The following is a 14,631-nucleotide window of genomic DNA, read 5'->3' as shown; positions in this document are numbered from 1 at the left end:
TGCAGCGACCCTACGCTTGACGGCAACAAAACACAATATCGGAGACACACCGTGCTAGCCCCGCTCGGAGCGCTCACTATCGTCGTGTTGCTCGCGGCGATCCTTTCAAAGCGGATGTCGCCGCTTGTCGCACTGATTGTCGTGCCAGTCGCCGCGTCGCTGATTGGCGGATTTGGCCTCCATACCGGCAAATTCGTCATCGACGGGCTCAAAAATCTCGCGCCGGTCGTCGGCATGTTCGTGTTCGCGATTCTTTATTTCGGCGTCATCACCGATGCCGGCACGCTCGATCCGATCATCGACCGCATCCTGCGCACCGTCGGCACACGCCCCACGCGTATCGTGATGGGTACCACCTTACTCGCGCTGTTGATCCATCTCGATGGCTCCGGCGCGGTCTGCTTTCTCGTGACGATTCCCGCGATGCTGCCGCTTTACGATCGTCTCGGCATGGATCGGCGTGTACTGGCCGCATCGGCGTCGATGGCGGCCGGTGTCAATTTTCTGCCATGGACCGGGCCGATGATCCGTGCATCGGCAGCGTTGCATGTGCCCATCTCGGCGCTTTTCAATCCGCTGATTCCCGTGCAGATCGTCGGGCTCGCGTTCGTGTTCGGCGCTTCCTATTGGCTGGGGCGCCGCGAAGAAAAACGGCTTGGGCTCACCGTCGCCGGCGGCGCGGTTGCGCTGCCCGCGCGCGCGTTGAGCGACGAACAACAAGCGCTGCGGCGCCCGCGCAACTTCTGGTTCAACATCGTGCTGACGTTGCTCGTGCTCGGCACAATGGTCGCGATGGGCGAAAAACTCCCGCCCGCCCTTGTATTCATGGTTGGCCTGTGTATCGCCTTGCTCGTCAACTATCGCGATGTCGACATGCAGCGCGAGCGCATCGACGCCCATGCCCGCGCGGCGCTGATGATGGCCGGCATCCTGCTGGCGGCCGGCGCGTTCACCGGCATCATGCAGGGCAGCGGCATGCTGAGGGCGATGGCGCAGGTTGCCGTCGGCTTCGTGCCGCCGGGCATGGCCTCACATATTCCCGTCGTGCTCGGCGTGCTGTCGATGCCGCTCAGCCTGCTGTTCGACCCCGACTCGTTTTACTTCGGCGTGCTGCCCGTGATCGCAGAGGTCGGCGCGCAGCTCGGCGTGCCGGCGGTGAAGATCGGCCAGGCGGCGCTGCTCGGGCAAATGACCACCGGCTTTCCGATCAGCCCGCTCACGCCGGCCACCTTTCTCGTATGCGGCCTGACGCGCGTCGATCTTGCCGATCATCAGAAGTTCACGTTTCCGTTGTTGTTCGGCGCATCGCTCGCCATGACCGCCGCGTGTGTTGCACTGGGCCTCTTCCCTCTTTGAAATGCAATCGATGATGACAGCAAAGAAGCGTCGCGACATCGTGCGGCTCGGTGCGGGTGCCGGCTATTCCGGCGATCGGATCGAGCCCGCCGTCGAGCTCGCGGAATACGGCAAGCTCGATTACCTCGTTTTCGAGTGCCTCGCCGAGCGCACGATCGCGCTTGCGCAACAAGCCCGCCGTCAGCATCAAGACCGTGGCTACGACCCGCTGCTCGAAGCAAGAATGCGTGCGGTGTTGCCCGCGGCACGGCGCAACGGCGTGCGGATCATCTCGAACATGGGCGCGGCCAACCCGATCGCCGCCGCGCGCAAGACCGTACAGATTGCGCGCGAGCTGGGCATGCAAGGCTTGAAAATCGCTGCGGTCAGCGGTGACGATGTGCTTGACGCGGTCCTACAAGGCGATTTCCATTTCGAGGAAAGCGGCGAGCCGATTGCGTCGATTCGCGAGCGCATCGTCTCTGCAAACGCATATCTCGGCGCGGCACCGATTGTGGCTGCGCTCGACGCACAGGCCGACATCGTGTTGACCGGCCGCGTGGCGGACCCGGCGCTTTTTGCGGCGCCGCTCATGCATGAATTCGGCTGGGCGTTCGATGACTGGCAGCGGCTCGGCGCGGCAACCGTCGTCGGACACTTGCTCGAATGCGCGGGGCAGATCACCGGCGGCTATTTTGCGGACCCCGGCTATAAAGACGTGCCGGCGCTTGCACGGCTCGGCTTTCCGATCGGCGAAGTCAGCGCGGACGGCACTGTCGTCATCACAAAGGTCGCCGGGGCAGGCGGCCGTGTCACCGAAGCCACGTGCAAAGAGCAGTTGCTCTACGAGATTCACGATCCGCAACGCTACCTGCAGCCCGACGTCGTGGCCGACTTCACCGGCGTGCGCGTCGCCGAGGTGGCGCCCGACCGCGTGCGCATCGACGGTGCGCGAGGTCAGCCTAGCACCGCGACATTGAAGGTGTCCGTGGCGTATCGCGACGGCTATATCGGCGAAGGGCAGATCTCCTACGGCGGGCCGGGCGCCGTGGCGCGCGGCCGGCTCGCACTCGATATCGTCCGCGAGCGGCTCGGTGCAACGCATGTCGACGTGCGCGAGTTGCGCGCCGAGTTGATCGGCGTCGACGCGCTCTATGGCGCGTCGCGCGATGGTGCACGCGGCGAGCCCTACGAGGTGCGCGTGCGAGTGGCGGGACGAACGACGAGCCATGACGAAGCGCAACGCGTGGCCAACGAGGTCGAGACGCTCTATACGAACGGCCCCGCAGGCGGCGGCGGCGCAAGCCGCAGTGTGCGGGAAGTAATTGCGGTCCAATCGGTGTTGTTGCCGCGCGAAGTCGTGCAGCCAACGTTCGAGATCATGGAGGTCTGAATGAAACTACGCGAACTGGCGCATTCGCGAACCGGCGACAAAGGCGACACGCTCAATGTCTCGGTGATTTGTCACAACGCCCATCATTACGCCCACGTGCTCGCTCATCTGACACCCGAGCGCGTGAAGGATCATCTGCGTGAGGTTGTGCGCGGCGATGTCATACGCTACGAACTGCCGTTGATCGGGGCGCTGAACTTCGTGCTGCGGCAGGCACTTGGCGGAGGCGTGACGCGTTCGCTGGCCCTCGATGCACATGGCAAGTCGATAAGCAGCGCGTTGCTCGATCTCGACTTGCCGGCACCTCTGAACTGAAACGCACGCCCTTGCCGCGTAACGTCGGCAAGGGCGGCGTGACGGTTAGCGTGATGGTTGATTGGCGTCGCGCTTAGTCCGTGCCGTACTTCGGCGAGCGCGGGCCATAGAGCAAACCGTTCGGCGGGCCCGCATGAAGCAAGCGGCTGCTCGTCAGCCCGGCGACGTCATGGCTTTCGTCCGCAAGCGAATGCGCGATCTGCTTGACGGCCGCCTGCACGAGCAAGCCGACGAGCCCGCCAGCGTTGATGTTGGTGTTCGTGCCGATCTCTTTGCCCGTTGCGCGGCCGGTGCCTTGCCAGAGCACGTCTCCCGTTCTCAGGTCCACGAGCTTGGCCGATGCCGCCACGATCGACGTGCTGTCGAGCACCATGAAGACCGACCCATACTGACTGACCTTCGTGTATAGCGCCGCATCGGTACCGAAGATTTCGCGCAGTTTGGCGGGCGGCGCCGACTGGATGTCGGTGGGCGTCGTCAGCCCGTTATGCTTGAACGTTTCCTCCATGACCGCGACGGGCACCACGTAGTAGCCCGCTTCAGCCACCGGCTGCGTCATTTGCGACAGCACGCTGTAGGGCGCCTGCACGTCCGACGTCTCGTTGATCGGCGGCAGGATCAAGATCGAGCGAGGTTCGCTCTTCTTGAACGCGGTGTAATCGAGATGCTGTGCGGGTGTCACGCAGGCGGCAAGCAACGCACTGATGGACAACACAAATAAAAGCTTCAAAGAAAGGAATTTGGACATGGTTGCGTGCCTCTATTATTTTGGTTTTTTCATCAGGAAATCCATGAAGGTCGTGGCCTCCGGGAATTGCTGTTTTTCCGCGGAGAACGCTTGCATGGCTAGCTCGTCCTTGCCCACGCTGGCGTACAGCATGCCCAGATGCGCGTGAAATCCCGGCGGTGTCGCATGACCTTTCGCAAGAATTTGCTCGCGCGCTTTTTCGAGCGCTTCGATTTGCGCTTCAGGTGCCTCTTTGCCTTTGAAGTATTCGTAGACCTGCGGTTGATAGCCGGTCCATTGATAAAGCGGCTCAGTGCCCTGGTTCGCGGCGCACCCGCCAAGCACGATTGTGGCCACCAGCGCCGGTAAGGCGAGGCCCCGAGTCATGGTCTTGTAGTTCATCGTTATCGTTGTCGTTGCGAAACTGTGAATAAAGCAGGAAGCGAAGCTGCCGCTTCCTTGATTCCTTGCTTGCTTTAACGAGTCGTTTTCAGCGCGCCCGCGTCCACTTGTTCGACCAAATGGTTGACGGCTTCCTGAATCGCAAGATCGAGCACCTTCCCGTTGAGCGTCGAGTCGTAGCTGGCTGTTCCGCCAAAGCCGATGACTTCGCGGTTCGACAAGCTGAATTCGCCCGCGCCCTGGCTCGACAGCACGACTTCGGACGTGCTGGTGTTGACGACGTTGATGCTCACCTTTGCATAGGCGATCTGGCTCTTGCCGCGGCCCAGGATGCCGAACAATTGGTGATCGCCCACTTCCTTGCGGCCGAACTCCGTGACGTCGCCGGTAATGATGTAGTTCGCGCCCTTCACGGTTTGCTGCTTCTTCATGAAGCCGGCTTCCTGCTTGCTCTCTTCGAGGTTTTGGCGATCGAGCACGTTAAAGCGCCGGCTTTGCTGCAAGCGCGTGACGAGAATCGTCTTCGCCTGGCTGCCAAGCCGGTCGATGCCGTCCGAGAACAAGCCGCGCATATAGTTCGATCGGTTGTCGAATTTGCCGAGTGCGATTTCGACAGGCTTGCCGGTGAACGGCGTCTGCGCGCTGGCCACGGGCGGCACGGCGAGCGTACGCGACGATTCAGTGGCGCATCCGCTTAACGCCGTGGCAATCAAGGCTGCGATGAGGACGTTGGCTTTGTTGGTTGGTCTCAGGTGCATACGTGCGTAACCCCTTTTTTTAAAATGCCTGCTTTGCGAACACAGGCTGGCTGACTAGACCATCTCGGTGATGGTCGAATTGAATTTGTTTGTTCGTTTGATCGGGCGGCCGCTTTGACTTGTCCGCTTGTCGTCAAGCGAGCCGACAGCGGGGTCCTCCGGCCGTCATGCCGCCAATTTGCGACGCGCGGCGTTGATCTGCTCGATGCAGTCGTAAAACCGGCGATTGCTTTGAGCGATGTCGTAGAACTGAGCACGTTCCAGCGCCCGTTGCGACGATGACTCGCGCAGCGCATCGTCCATCAGCAGTCGAGCCATTGCATCCGCCAGCGCTTCGGCGTCACCCACCGGCACGAGCGTGCCGGCCTTGCCGTGATCGAGTATTTCGCGCGGCCCGGTCGGGCAGTCGGTCGCGACGATCGGTTTGCCGAGTGCGAGCGCTTCGATCAGCACCATCGGCATACCTTCGTATTTCGAGCTGAGCACGAGTACCGACGCGCCAACCATCACAGGGTGGGGGTTGTCCAGGTGACCCAGGAAGTGCACACGCGCAGCGATGCCGAGTTCGCTTGCGAGATGCTCGAGTTCGCCGCGATGCGCTCCGTTTCCGACCACGACGAGATGCTCGTCGAGCGCATACTTTCGCACCATCGATGCGTAGGCGGCGAGCAACGTGCGGTGGTCCTTTTGGATCTCGTCGAGGCGCGCAACCGAGACGATATAGCGATTGCCGCCAGCGACGATTGGACCGTTATTGTCGGTCGCGCGCGCTTGAATCGCACGCACGTCGACCGCGTTGGGCAGCACCGTGACATGCTCCAATTGCGGGCCGAATATCCGGTGAGCCTCGTCGGCCATGTGCTGATTGAGCGCAGCGAGACAATCGTAGCGCCGATACTGATGCAGCAACCGTCGAATGCGACGGGCGCGGCCGTTCAACCGCGCGTCGAAACTGAAGTGATTGACGCCCAGCCAGACAACGCCGAATTGCCCGCACAAGCGCCGCAACGACAAATCGAAATCGACGATCACATCGACATTTGAGGCCACCGCCTTGATACGTCTGCCGACATGCGGACGCAGCACGAACGCCGCGTGCAGGTCACGCGCGACGCGCCCGAGCTTTGATAGACGGTTCTGGTAGCGCTTGGCCTGAAAGTAGTCGAGCCACGGCCGGTCGGCGAGAATTTCCACTGGGACATCGGCGGGAATCAGGGCGCGAAACCGGTTCTCGTAGGCGGGAGAGGTATGCGTGACCGATAACGAAATACGGAATACGCTGCGGTCCAAAACATTTAACCACTGCAATAACGCGCTTTCGATGCCGCCGTCGTTGAAATCGGTGATATGAAAATGAATGCGAATGTGCCGGTCTTTCTCCGGCGCAAGGGCTGGTTGATGCATATGGCCGCCGCGTTTTTCGAACCCCGTGTGAGGCGGCGATCATATTGCATTGGCCGCCTCGCGTTTTCTGTACCGCACCGAATTTGCTAGGCGCGCCATCGGTTTGCGGAAACCGCCGATTATAGAGCATCGACTTTGCAACGCAGTGACCGCACGCGGTTAGATCGGATGATTTGACTTCGGACGGCTATCCGCTATCGGCCGGCTATCGGCACGCTTTGGCCAACGCCGATAACGGGCGGGCCTGCGATTCGGGCAGATCGAACGGACCATCCCCGAATGATCTGATGATGGAGCCCTTTTCGCCCAACAGCAAAAACGTGCTGCCGAGCCCTTGCAGCAGATAAAACGGCTCGGTGGCGTTGGGCGGGTCGGTGTTGCCCGCGCTGCGCGGGTCGGCCAGCGCAACAGAACGATACGCCGACAGCATAGATTTGCCCTCGCACGCCCAGGTTTGCAGCTTCCGTATGGACACCGCGCGCGCATCGTATTGATAGGGGATGTGTCCGGTGACCGCCGCATACGCTTTGACGAACGCGCGAGCGCCATCGGCCCTGGCGGGGCCGAGCACCAGGCCTTGCAACAGCGAATAGACACACGCGGCGAGCAGCGTCACCGATACGATCAGGACCAATGTCAGCGTAATCGGCCGCAGCGGTCTGGCCGCACGTGCTGGCGAGCGCCTCATTGCCAGACGACGCACGCCGCGCCGACCGAGGATGCGCCATCTCAAACGTGCCGCGAGTACGGCGCGCTGCTCGGGCGGCACGCCGCGGCCCGCCGCGCGCGCAGCATGCGCGAAACGTTGCCGCAATCGCAGGTGATCGCAGCCGTCTTGTCGTTGCCTGCGACGCCTGACGCTTGCGGCGCGGCCCGCCCACCAGTCCGGGACGACCACGTTCGCCCACAGATACAGCGTGGCGAAGACAAAGACGAACGCCGCTGTGCGCCAAACGCTTTGAAGCTTCACGCCTGCGAGAATCGTGTCGTACAGATCGGGCCGAAACATCATGCCGGGCACGCCCGCCACTTCCGCCCAGCCGTCGAGATACGATCGGCCCACCGCATAGCTCAGCGCGGCAGTAGCGGTGAACACCAGCGCGATCCCCTCGAAGATGTGCTCGGTAAGATAGGCCCACATGCGGGTGCCGGTCTTGGGGGGCTGCTGCACCAGGCTTTCGAAAGTACGCGTCGTCACGGAACAGATCTCCGTTCGGTTGATTATTTCGATCGTTGAGGCGCCGGGTCATCCGGAGATAATCGGCGCCGCACGATCGGTATAATCAACTCTACTTTTGAGCCTTTTTTAAAACAACCGATTATCGATAAAAACGTTTAATCGATCGCGCGCCAAAATGGTTTATTTGGTCGAATCACGCATTAAATTCAATATATGAGACTTAGCCCTTAATCAGTTCGACAAACCGAAGTCCTTCCGAATGCCTGCGTCGAGCATGCTTGCCGGCGCGAATTTACGAAGCAACTGCAAGCGGCTCGCACGGCCACCCGCCGTGTACCGGCGTTTCGGATTAACCGCATTGGCAGCCTTCAGCACCGTGTCCGCGACGATGCCTGGTTCGTCTGCATTCGCCATATTCTGCGTGAGACGCTTCATCACAGTCGTGCGGACATTGCGATATTCGTCCAGCATGGCGTCGGGCTGCAATAAATTCGCATCGAACGACGTCTTGGTAAAGGCCGGCTCGATGACCGACACCCGGATGCCCTGCGTACGCAATTCATGATCGAGCGATTCGGAATACCCTTCAATCGCATGCTTGGTCGCGGCATAAAGCGCCCCATAAGGCATCGGCAGAAAGCCAAGCACCGAGCCGATGTTCAGGATGCGGCCGCCGCCTTGTTGCCGCATTAACGGAACGACGGCGCGTGTCATTCGAATCACACCGAAAAAGTTGGTATCGAAAATCGACCGGGCTTGATCCATCGAGCTTTCTTCCGCGCCCGCCGGCGCGACCCCGAAACCGGCATTGTTCACAAGCAAATCGATGCGCCCCGCACGCTGCATGATCTCGCTGACGACAGCTTCAACGGATTCCTCGCTAGTCACGTCGAGCGTCAGCATCTCGAACGGCAGTTGCCCCGGCTGCGTTGCGCGCCGGCTGGTACCGAAGACCTTGTAGCCCGCCTTCGCGAGTCGTTCGGCCGTGGCTTTGCCAATGCCGGAAGACGCCCCCGTAACCAGGGCGACAGCCATATCCTTCTTGCTCATGATCCGAATCTCCATACGCGGTTGATCGTCCGTCATCCAAAGGCGGTGACTATCGATTTGAAACCGACTATACTACCGATTCGAAAGTAAGTCACTATCAAAACAGTATGGACAACGAAAATTTTTGTGATGTGACGTGCCCGATCGCGCGCAGCCTGGCTGTTGCGGGCGATGCGTGGAGCATTCTGATCCTGCGCGATGCGCATGCGGGGCTTACGCGCTTCGATCAGTTTCGCAAGAGCTTGAGCATCGCTCCGACGATCCTGACCCGGCGGCTTGCGTCGCTCACGGAGCATGGACTGCTGGAGAAACACCGCTATTCGGAGCGCCCACCGCGCGAGGAGTACCGGCTGACTGCAGCCGGGCGCGATTTTCTGCCGGTGCTTTTCGTAATCGGTGCATGGGGGCGCGAACACCGTGGCGGAGGCAAGCTCACGCGCTTTTTCGATGCTGAAAGCGGAACGGAAATTCAGCCGGTGGTCATCGACGAGGTCACGGGGGAGAAAATTGGGACTCGCCCGATACGTGTGGTCGTGCCGGATTGAACCGTGCTACGCGTCTCCCGACTATTACGAGAGCAGGCGCCCGGGGGGCTTCGCATTGCAATGACGCGCAATCTTTGCGCTTTCGTCGGCCGCACGGTCCCGGTGCTTGGAGTGGTGACGCTGTCGCGCACCACATCCCTGATCATGCGGCACACGATGGTGACCTGCCCTGGGAATCTGAGACCAGCTTGAACTAGGATAATGGCGCATCCACGTGGAGCGCGTCATGAAGAAGAGTCGATTCAGCGATGAGCAGATTGTTCGGATTTTGCGGGAGGCGGACAGTGCGCCGATTGCCGAGGTGGCGAAGCGCCACGGCGTGAGTGACGCGTCAATCTATGCGTGGCGCAAGCGTTTCGGAGAGATGGTCAGCGACGACGTGAGGCGTCTGAAGGCCCTGGAGCTGGAGAACAACCGGCTGAAGAAGCTGGTCGCGGAGCGGGATCTCGAGATTGAGGTCATGAAGGAGATTTCGGGAAAAAAGTGGTGAGCGCACAGGTGCGCCGCGAGCAGGCCCGCTATGCCATTTCGCGCGGGTTGAGCCAGCGGCGTGCATGTGCGCTGATCCAGGTCAGCCGCGCCAATCTCGGTTACGTGAGCAAGATGCCGGGAAAGAACGCTCTGGTGGTTCAGACGATGCAACGGCTCTCCGGGGACTATCCGCGTTTCGGCTCGCGCAGGATCCGCATCATGCTCGGTCGCGAAGGCATCGTCGTTGGCAAGGAACGCTGCAGCCGGTTGTGGGCACAGGCGGGGCTGCAAGTGCCTCGCAAGCGGCGCCGACGCCGTATCGCCGGCTCGCGCCCGCGGCCACTTGCACCGCAGATGCGCAATGCGGTGTGGAGCTACGACTTTGTCTTTGACGCGTGTGCGAATGGCCAGCAGCTGAAGTGTTTGACGGTCGTAGACGAATACACGCGTGAATGTCTGGCAATCGACGTTTCCGGCTCGATCCGGTCTGCACGCGTCATCGAGGTGTTGAGCCGGCGGTTCACCCCATGTCGGCGCCACATGACCAGGTCGGGGTAGTAAAACGTGTAGTCGTCAGAGAGCTCCTTGCGTTGTAGCAGCCGACTCAGGTCGTTGGCAACGGAATACAAACGATTTATATCGAGTGGCCCAAGAACGTGGAGATACGTGTTTTCCGCAATAGGTAAGGCTGCGACGTTGATCTTTCGTAACGTTTCTGTCAGGTCATGTTTGAAGTCGTGATCGTGATTGTGGACGAAGAGCAGGCCACGGACCTCAAACGCTTCCGACAGGTCTATTACGTGCCGCTTCCGCCATTCCTCCGACACGCAAGCACATTGCACGGAGATGGCTAGCGATCGCAAAGCGATGCGCAGGTTGCTTTGGTTAATCGAATCCTTGCCGTAACTCTTTAGATCCGTGTTCAGGTAAATCTTCCTGCCAAGGTATGGGTCGTCGTAATAGAAGACAACGTCTGTCGGATGCGTGGCCTTCTTTGCTCCGCTCGCAGTTTTATGCTCGTCGTTGACGCAAGCGAAGTTTGGGTTAGTTGCCGGATGGCTCTTCCATCCGAAATACTCGAAAATGTCCTCGGAGACCCGCGTCGCAATTTCCCCGATGTTGTAGGTTTCGGCCATGATGATGACGCTTATTAGTTGTGGGTAAGTCGCCTACATGTTAAGTGTGCCGCTTCCGAGTCGCGCGCGGCTCTTTTGTAGAACAGGCGCATAATTGTAGAACAAAAAAAGCGGCCCCCATCTCTGGGGCCGCCTCTGTATCGGTGCGGCTGCAGGACTCGAACCCGCCCTGATATTTAACGGAAAGTGATCGTGACGTGGCGCAACACAAATTAGTTTGTATTCAGTAGTTTTCCAGTTGCCTGATTCTCGTTTTTGGATGACGGCCAGGTGCCCTTCTGACGGCGCAGCGTACCAACACTGTACCGGGAGGGCCTAAAAAGCGACAAGGGGTTACGCAAACATCACGTAACCCCTTGAATCTACTGGTGCCGGCTGCAGGACTCGAACCCGCCACCTGATGATTACAAATCCTCGGTAATTTCCTTATATATCAATCAAGTGCGCGCTTTTTGCGTTTCCAAAACCTCCGCATTCACGGTCCTCGAAGGCTTGTCTGGCAAGCGCCGATGTTAAATTGGGAACGCCCGCTTGCTTGGCTGGTAGCAAAATATCAAGTGACCGCCCGAAGGGTACTTGGCCCCCTTACCCATGTGATAGGGGGCCACGTTTGCGTGTTGATCTGGCTTTGCAACCCCCGCTGCAAGTGCCGCGCAAACCCGCGGGACGACGGGAGCATCTGGTACACAAGCGGATGCCGCCCACTTCACGCGCGCACGATCCGTACTCTGCCGGGTCACGTCGTGCACTGCCTTCGGAGTTTTGTCTACGCGCCGCGGCCCTTTATAAATCAATGCCTTGCGCAACTCGCAAACTGCAAAACCAAGGCTAGCCAAGGTCAATCGAGGTTGTCCCAGCCCGGCCAAGCTGAAATTTCACTGTACCGCGCTGACTACCGGGGTGCGCCTTTTCTAGGCGAGCTTGTGCGCTTTGAGCCAGTCTTTCAGCGCGGCATTCATGCGCGTCTGCCAACCCCGTCCCGTTGCTTTGAAGGCCTCGAGCACGTCGTCGTCGAGTCGGATCGTCGTCGCCGTCTTGTGACTGCCAACCGGCCGACCACGTCCGCGGCGCACGAGCTTGTCTCCGATGTATTCGTCCGCCTGTTCAAAAAATTCGTCGGTCAGCTCCGGGGCGTCGTCCGGATCAACCCACTCGGTATGCATAGCGCGTTTGCTCACGGTCATTTGCTTTCCTCATGCTGACGATACGGCGAGCCTCGCCGCGCGGAGTCCATACGATAATGACCATCCGGCCATCCACCTTTCCAACCGTGATATAGCGCGATTCCCCGTAGTCTTCACGCGTGTCCTCGACCGTGAAGTGGCGTCCGGCGAACACGTCGGACGCTCGCGCGAAATCCAGCCCCCGCTCGGTTAGCGTTTTGTCGCGTTTGTTAGCATCGAATTCGATCTCCATGCAATTTATTGTACTTACAACAAAGCCAGGGAGCAAGGATTTTTGTGTGTACATTTATAATGCAACGCGACGTCGCCTTGCGCCCCATGGGGCATCGCGATTTCCGTTGATGCGAACTTCGTTTGCATGTGATTCGCCACTACCTGACGAAGACGTTCGCAGCCGGCGATCTGGGCGTAAGCCATGGGCGGCACCCTGGGCGAGTTGGCACGTGCAGCGCGGTACGCCGTTGCAAGTGCTCAAGGAGAGCGGTGGATGGGAAACGATGGAGACCGTGCGGAGGTACACACACCTGTCGGCAGACCGTCTGGCTCAGTGGATGACACCTCTGACGAGCGCTGCAGAGCCCGAAGCAACAACGGCCCGCTCGCCGCGCAAACAGCAGTACTCGAAACGCCCAGGCCCCGCTCTTGGCGGAAGCGATCTGATAAACGGGCCGGTTGCTTGATCCGCGAGCCCTGCCTCACTATCATTGCCTCGTGTTCAAAACAACGAACACCCGGATTGGCATCCGGAAATACACTGGGCAGGCGCCCGAGGGAAATCAGTTGGATTTCCCTCGGGCGCCTGCACGTCTTGCGCCTCCTATGGTCGGGCCTTGACGGGGGAGCCTTCGGGCTCGCCGGTTCCCAGTGTTCCGGTATGCCAACCTTGTCTCGTGCCCGGCCACCTCGATTGGCGTTGCGGTCCGGGTCGTCAACTCGCACAAGGAGCCCGCCGCATGCGTCATCCCCCCATCGCCCACCCCGCGCTTCAACCGTCCTCCCTTGACACCGCGATGATTCGCATCGACAGTCTTAGCGCCCTAGCCGGCCTGCTCGCTGATGAGGATGTCGCTTTAGTATTCGCCCGACTTTCTGTGCAGGAGCAAGTCGCAATATTCGGTACTTTCGAGACGGGGCTCGAGGAAGCTCGGAGCGCCTTAATGCGCACGGTGGGAGCCGAACATTAAGTCGGCTGTTCGGCCCCGAAAGGCGTGATCGGCGTTGCCATCGAGGCTTTACATCGCCGTCGCTGCAGGCAGACCCGAGATATTTTTTTGGAAGCATTCGGGGCGGACTGCGGCAGTCGACGGCCGGCCTTCGACTTGCTCTCGTCGCCACGCATCATGCGATCACCGGCCGAGCGTCGCCCGCACTGCGTAAATCGCGCTACTAAGCATCAAAGTGCACGATTAATTCGGCGCCCAAAGCGCTCGCGGAGTCAGCCAATATGCGCCACGGAGCCCCGCGGCTGGCGCATAAGAATCAATCAGTGAAGCGAAGCTCGCAGGCGGGAGGGGGACTGCGTTTTCGCGGTCACCGTCGCGTCCTTACCCCCATCAAGACATGCTATAGAAGACAGCAGTCAGCCATGAAGGGACGTTCGTCCGAAGAGTCGCTCAGACATTCAGGCGATGGCTCTACTCACCAATCGGCCACTCGATCGTCGATCGCGCGGGCGCTTCTTTCCTTATAGCAACGAGTTACCGGCTTCGAGCGGGACAGTCAACGCGGCTATGCGGCATAGGGTAGGATTCTTGAGTTTGATTGCAGAGCCCGAGCAAGACAGGTGATGGCGCATCGCATTCGCCCAGCGTCGCCGACTTGCATCCATAAATGAGGGGACATGCATGGACAACCAAGCAAAGATGTCGGTCTACAGGCATTTGTCTAAAATGTGGGCAAATCACTTTTTCGATACCGGCGAACTACTGCTGACTACGCTGCCGAAGTGTCGGGAACACGAGGAGGAGAATCGGCGAGACGGAACTGATGGGAAGCTCTCATTTGCGATTCTGGACGGGCAGCAGATCATGGCCGGTCTTAGTATTGCCGGCGAGCGCAGTTATCTACTCTGCACCAGTCGCTCGTGTGCTGAGCCGATTCAGCAGCGCTTCGGAGCCGATAGCTGGATCGAGATCATCGACGTACAGGGATTCGCGCAAGCCGTTTGTCGAGCGGTGGGGAACGATACGCGCCTCATGTTCGCGCCGTGCCGCTACTCGGTGGACAAGTCGGTGACCATCAACGCGGCTACGCCTATCGCGGATGACTTTGCCGAGATGTGCGCAGCCGTAACGACAGGTAAGACAGAGAACATCGAGCAACTATTTTACGAAACCAACGCGCGGCTCAGTGCGAGAGCAGAAGCCTTCGAGCATGATGTTTACTTCCTTAAGCCGGCGGACCCATATCAGATTGAAGAAGAGTTTCGCTTTGTCTGGACCATCGATGCAGCAGTGTCCGGGCCAAAGGTGTTCGACTGCTCCGAAGCCAGGCAATTCTGTCAGCCGGCCCGGCTGGTCGGCTGAGGAAAAATACGCAATAAGGTACAACAAGCCAGCGGCCGCGAAGAGGCCTTTGCTTCTCCGGCGTACTCAGAAGATCCGCACTTGGAAGCCGCCATCGTGACCGCCCTGATTTGAACGTTGCCCATGGGGGCCGTTTCAGCCGACCGCGTCGGGCAGCAGTCGGCCAGGAGTGGACGGTCGACGTCCGTCCGTGAATCGGCGACAAT

Annotated in this window: 13 protein-coding genes and 2 pseudogenes; 7 read left to right on the top strand and 8 right to left on the bottom strand. The window is 59.9% G+C overall.

The window, feature by feature from the left end:
• The first annotated feature begins 51 nt into the window (after positions 1–51).
• Genes ACSQ20_RS02340 through ACSQ20_RS02330 form a run of 3 tightly spaced genes read left to right on the top strand, consistent with a single transcriptional unit; the run spans position 52 to position 3,043 of the window.
• Positions 52–1,356, top strand: a complete 1,305-nt coding sequence (locus tag ACSQ20_RS02340) for a CitMHS family transporter (protein ID WP_436017068.1) — start codon at positions 52–54, stop codon at positions 1,354–1,356.
• A gap of 13 nt (positions 1,357–1,369) precedes the next feature.
• Positions 1,370–2,728 carry an acyclic terpene utilization AtuA family protein gene (locus tag ACSQ20_RS02335; protein WP_436022867.1) on the top strand — a complete coding sequence of 453 codons (1,359 nt, stop codon included), beginning with the start codon at positions 1,370–1,372 and terminating at the stop codon, positions 2,726–2,728.
• A complete protein-coding gene (locus ACSQ20_RS02330) occupies positions 2,729–3,043 on the top strand; it encodes an AtuA-related protein (RefSeq protein ID WP_436017066.1) in 315 nt (104 codons plus the stop codon). It abuts the gene before it with no gap.
• 73 nt (positions 3,044–3,116) lie between these two features.
• Here the strand turns inward: ACSQ20_RS02330 and ACSQ20_RS02325 are convergent, their stop codons facing one another.
• The 6 genes from ACSQ20_RS02325 to ACSQ20_RS02300 form a co-directional block, all read right to left on the bottom strand.
• Positions 3,117–3,791: a DUF799 domain-containing protein gene (locus tag ACSQ20_RS02325; RefSeq protein WP_436017064.1), complete on the bottom strand. Its 675-nt coding sequence runs from the start codon at positions 3,789–3,791 to the stop codon at positions 3,117–3,119.
• A 15-nt stretch (positions 3,792–3,806) separates the two neighbouring features.
• Complete coding sequence (locus ACSQ20_RS02320) at positions 3,807–4,172, bottom strand: DUF4810 domain-containing protein (RefSeq protein WP_436017062.1); 366 nt, start codon at positions 4,170–4,172, stop codon at positions 3,807–3,809.
• Between the two features lie 74 nt (positions 4,173–4,246).
• Positions 4,247–4,930, bottom strand: a complete 684-nt coding sequence (locus tag ACSQ20_RS02315; RefSeq protein WP_436017060.1) for a CsgG/HfaB family protein — start codon at positions 4,928–4,930, stop codon at positions 4,247–4,249.
• Positions 4,931–5,095: 165 nt separating this feature from the next.
• Positions 5,096–6,334 carry a glycosyltransferase gene (locus ACSQ20_RS02310; protein WP_436017058.1) on the bottom strand — a complete coding sequence of 413 codons (1,239 nt, stop codon included), beginning with the start codon at positions 6,332–6,334 and terminating at the stop codon, positions 5,096–5,098.
• Between the two features lie 205 nt (positions 6,335–6,539).
• The gene (locus ACSQ20_RS02305) at positions 6,540–7,532 is read right to left on the bottom strand and encodes a hypothetical protein (RefSeq protein WP_436017056.1); all 993 of its coding nucleotides are present in this window, start codon (positions 7,530–7,532) and stop codon (positions 6,540–6,542) included.
• Positions 7,533–7,745: 213 nt separating this feature from the next.
• Positions 7,746–8,564 (bottom strand): oxidoreductase, encoded by an 819-nt coding sequence (locus ACSQ20_RS02300; RefSeq protein WP_436017054.1) that lies wholly within the window; start codon positions 8,562–8,564, stop codon positions 7,746–7,748.
• 107 nt (positions 8,565–8,671) lie between these two features.
• On the opposite strand from ACSQ20_RS02300, the gene ACSQ20_RS02295 reads away from it, so the two are divergent.
• Both ACSQ20_RS02295 and ACSQ20_RS02290 read left to right on the top strand, forming a co-directional pair.
• Positions 8,672–9,109 (top strand): winged helix-turn-helix transcriptional regulator, encoded by a 438-nt coding sequence (locus ACSQ20_RS02295; protein ID WP_436017052.1) that lies wholly within the window; start codon positions 8,672–8,674, stop codon positions 9,107–9,109.
• A 226-nt stretch (positions 9,110–9,335) separates the two neighbouring features.
• Positions 9,336–10,096 (top strand): annotated as a pseudogene (locus ACSQ20_RS02290) (transposase); the annotation flags it as partial.
• A 1,531-nt stretch (positions 10,097–11,627) separates the two neighbouring features.
• Here the strand turns inward: ACSQ20_RS02290 and ACSQ20_RS02285 are convergent.
• Both ACSQ20_RS02285 and ACSQ20_RS02280 read right to left on the bottom strand, forming a co-directional pair.
• Complete coding sequence (locus ACSQ20_RS02285; protein WP_436017050.1) at positions 11,628–11,900, bottom strand: BrnA antitoxin family protein; 273 nt, start codon at positions 11,898–11,900, stop codon at positions 11,628–11,630.
• Positions 11,860–12,132, bottom strand: a complete 273-nt coding sequence (locus tag ACSQ20_RS02280; RefSeq protein ID WP_436022865.1) for a BrnT family toxin — start codon at positions 12,130–12,132, stop codon at positions 11,860–11,862. The genes ACSQ20_RS02285 and ACSQ20_RS02280 overlap by 41 nt, the downstream gene beginning before the upstream one ends.
• A 196-nt stretch (positions 12,133–12,328) precedes the next feature.
• Between ACSQ20_RS02280 and ACSQ20_RS02275 the strand changes: the two are divergent.
• Together ACSQ20_RS02275 and ACSQ20_RS02270 are read left to right on the top strand one after the other, a co-directional pair.
• Positions 12,329–12,580, top strand: a pseudogene (locus ACSQ20_RS02275) (hypothetical protein); the annotation flags it as partial.
• A 1,164-nt stretch (positions 12,581–13,744) separates the two neighbouring features.
• Positions 13,745–14,425, top strand: a complete 681-nt coding sequence (locus ACSQ20_RS02270; RefSeq protein WP_436017048.1) for a hypothetical protein — start codon at positions 13,745–13,747, stop codon at positions 14,423–14,425.
• Positions 14,426–14,631 lie beyond the last annotated feature (206 nt).

This window comes from Trinickia sp. LjRoot230 (genome assembly GCF_964253315.1).
GTDB lineage: Bacteria > Pseudomonadota > Gammaproteobacteria > Burkholderiales > Burkholderiaceae > Trinickia.
This window is presented reverse-complemented; position numbering and strand designations above follow the sequence as displayed.

Excerpts from the sequence above, each read along its gene's own strand:
- ACSQ20_RS02310 (WP_436017058.1), bottom strand. The coding sequence starts at position 6,334 with ATGCATCAACCAGCCCTTGCGCCGGAGAAAGACCGGCACATTCGCATT.
- ACSQ20_RS02335 (WP_436022867.1), top strand. The coding sequence starts at position 1,370 with ATGACAGCAAAGAAGCGTCGCGACATCGTGCGGCTCGGTGCGGGTGCC.
- ACSQ20_RS02320 (WP_436017062.1), bottom strand. The coding sequence starts at position 4,172 with ATGAACTACAAGACCATGACTCGGGGCCTCGCCTTACCGGCGCTGGTG.
- ACSQ20_RS02295 (WP_436017052.1), top strand. The coding sequence starts at position 8,672 with ATGGACAACGAAAATTTTTGTGATGTGACGTGCCCGATCGCGCGCAGC.
- ACSQ20_RS02300 (WP_436017054.1), bottom strand. The coding sequence starts at position 8,564 with ATGAGCAAGAAGGATATGGCTGTCGCCCTGGTTACGGGGGCGTCTTCC.
- ACSQ20_RS02285 (WP_436017050.1), bottom strand. The coding sequence starts at position 11,900 with ATGACCGTGAGCAAACGCGCTATGCATACCGAGTGGGTTGATCCGGAC.
- ACSQ20_RS02330 (WP_436017066.1), top strand. The coding sequence starts at position 2,729 with ATGAAACTACGCGAACTGGCGCATTCGCGAACCGGCGACAAAGGCGAC.
- ACSQ20_RS02325 (WP_436017064.1), bottom strand. The coding sequence starts at position 3,791 with ATGTCCAAATTCCTTTCTTTGAAGCTTTTATTTGTGTTGTCCATCAGT.
- ACSQ20_RS02315 (WP_436017060.1), bottom strand. The coding sequence starts at position 4,930 with ATGCACCTGAGACCAACCAACAAAGCCAACGTCCTCATCGCAGCCTTG.
- ACSQ20_RS02280 (WP_436022865.1), bottom strand. The coding sequence starts at position 12,132 with ATGGAGATCGAATTCGATGCTAACAAACGCGACAAAACGCTAACCGAG.
- ACSQ20_RS02270 (WP_436017048.1), top strand. The coding sequence starts at position 13,745 with ATGGACAACCAAGCAAAGATGTCGGTCTACAGGCATTTGTCTAAAATG.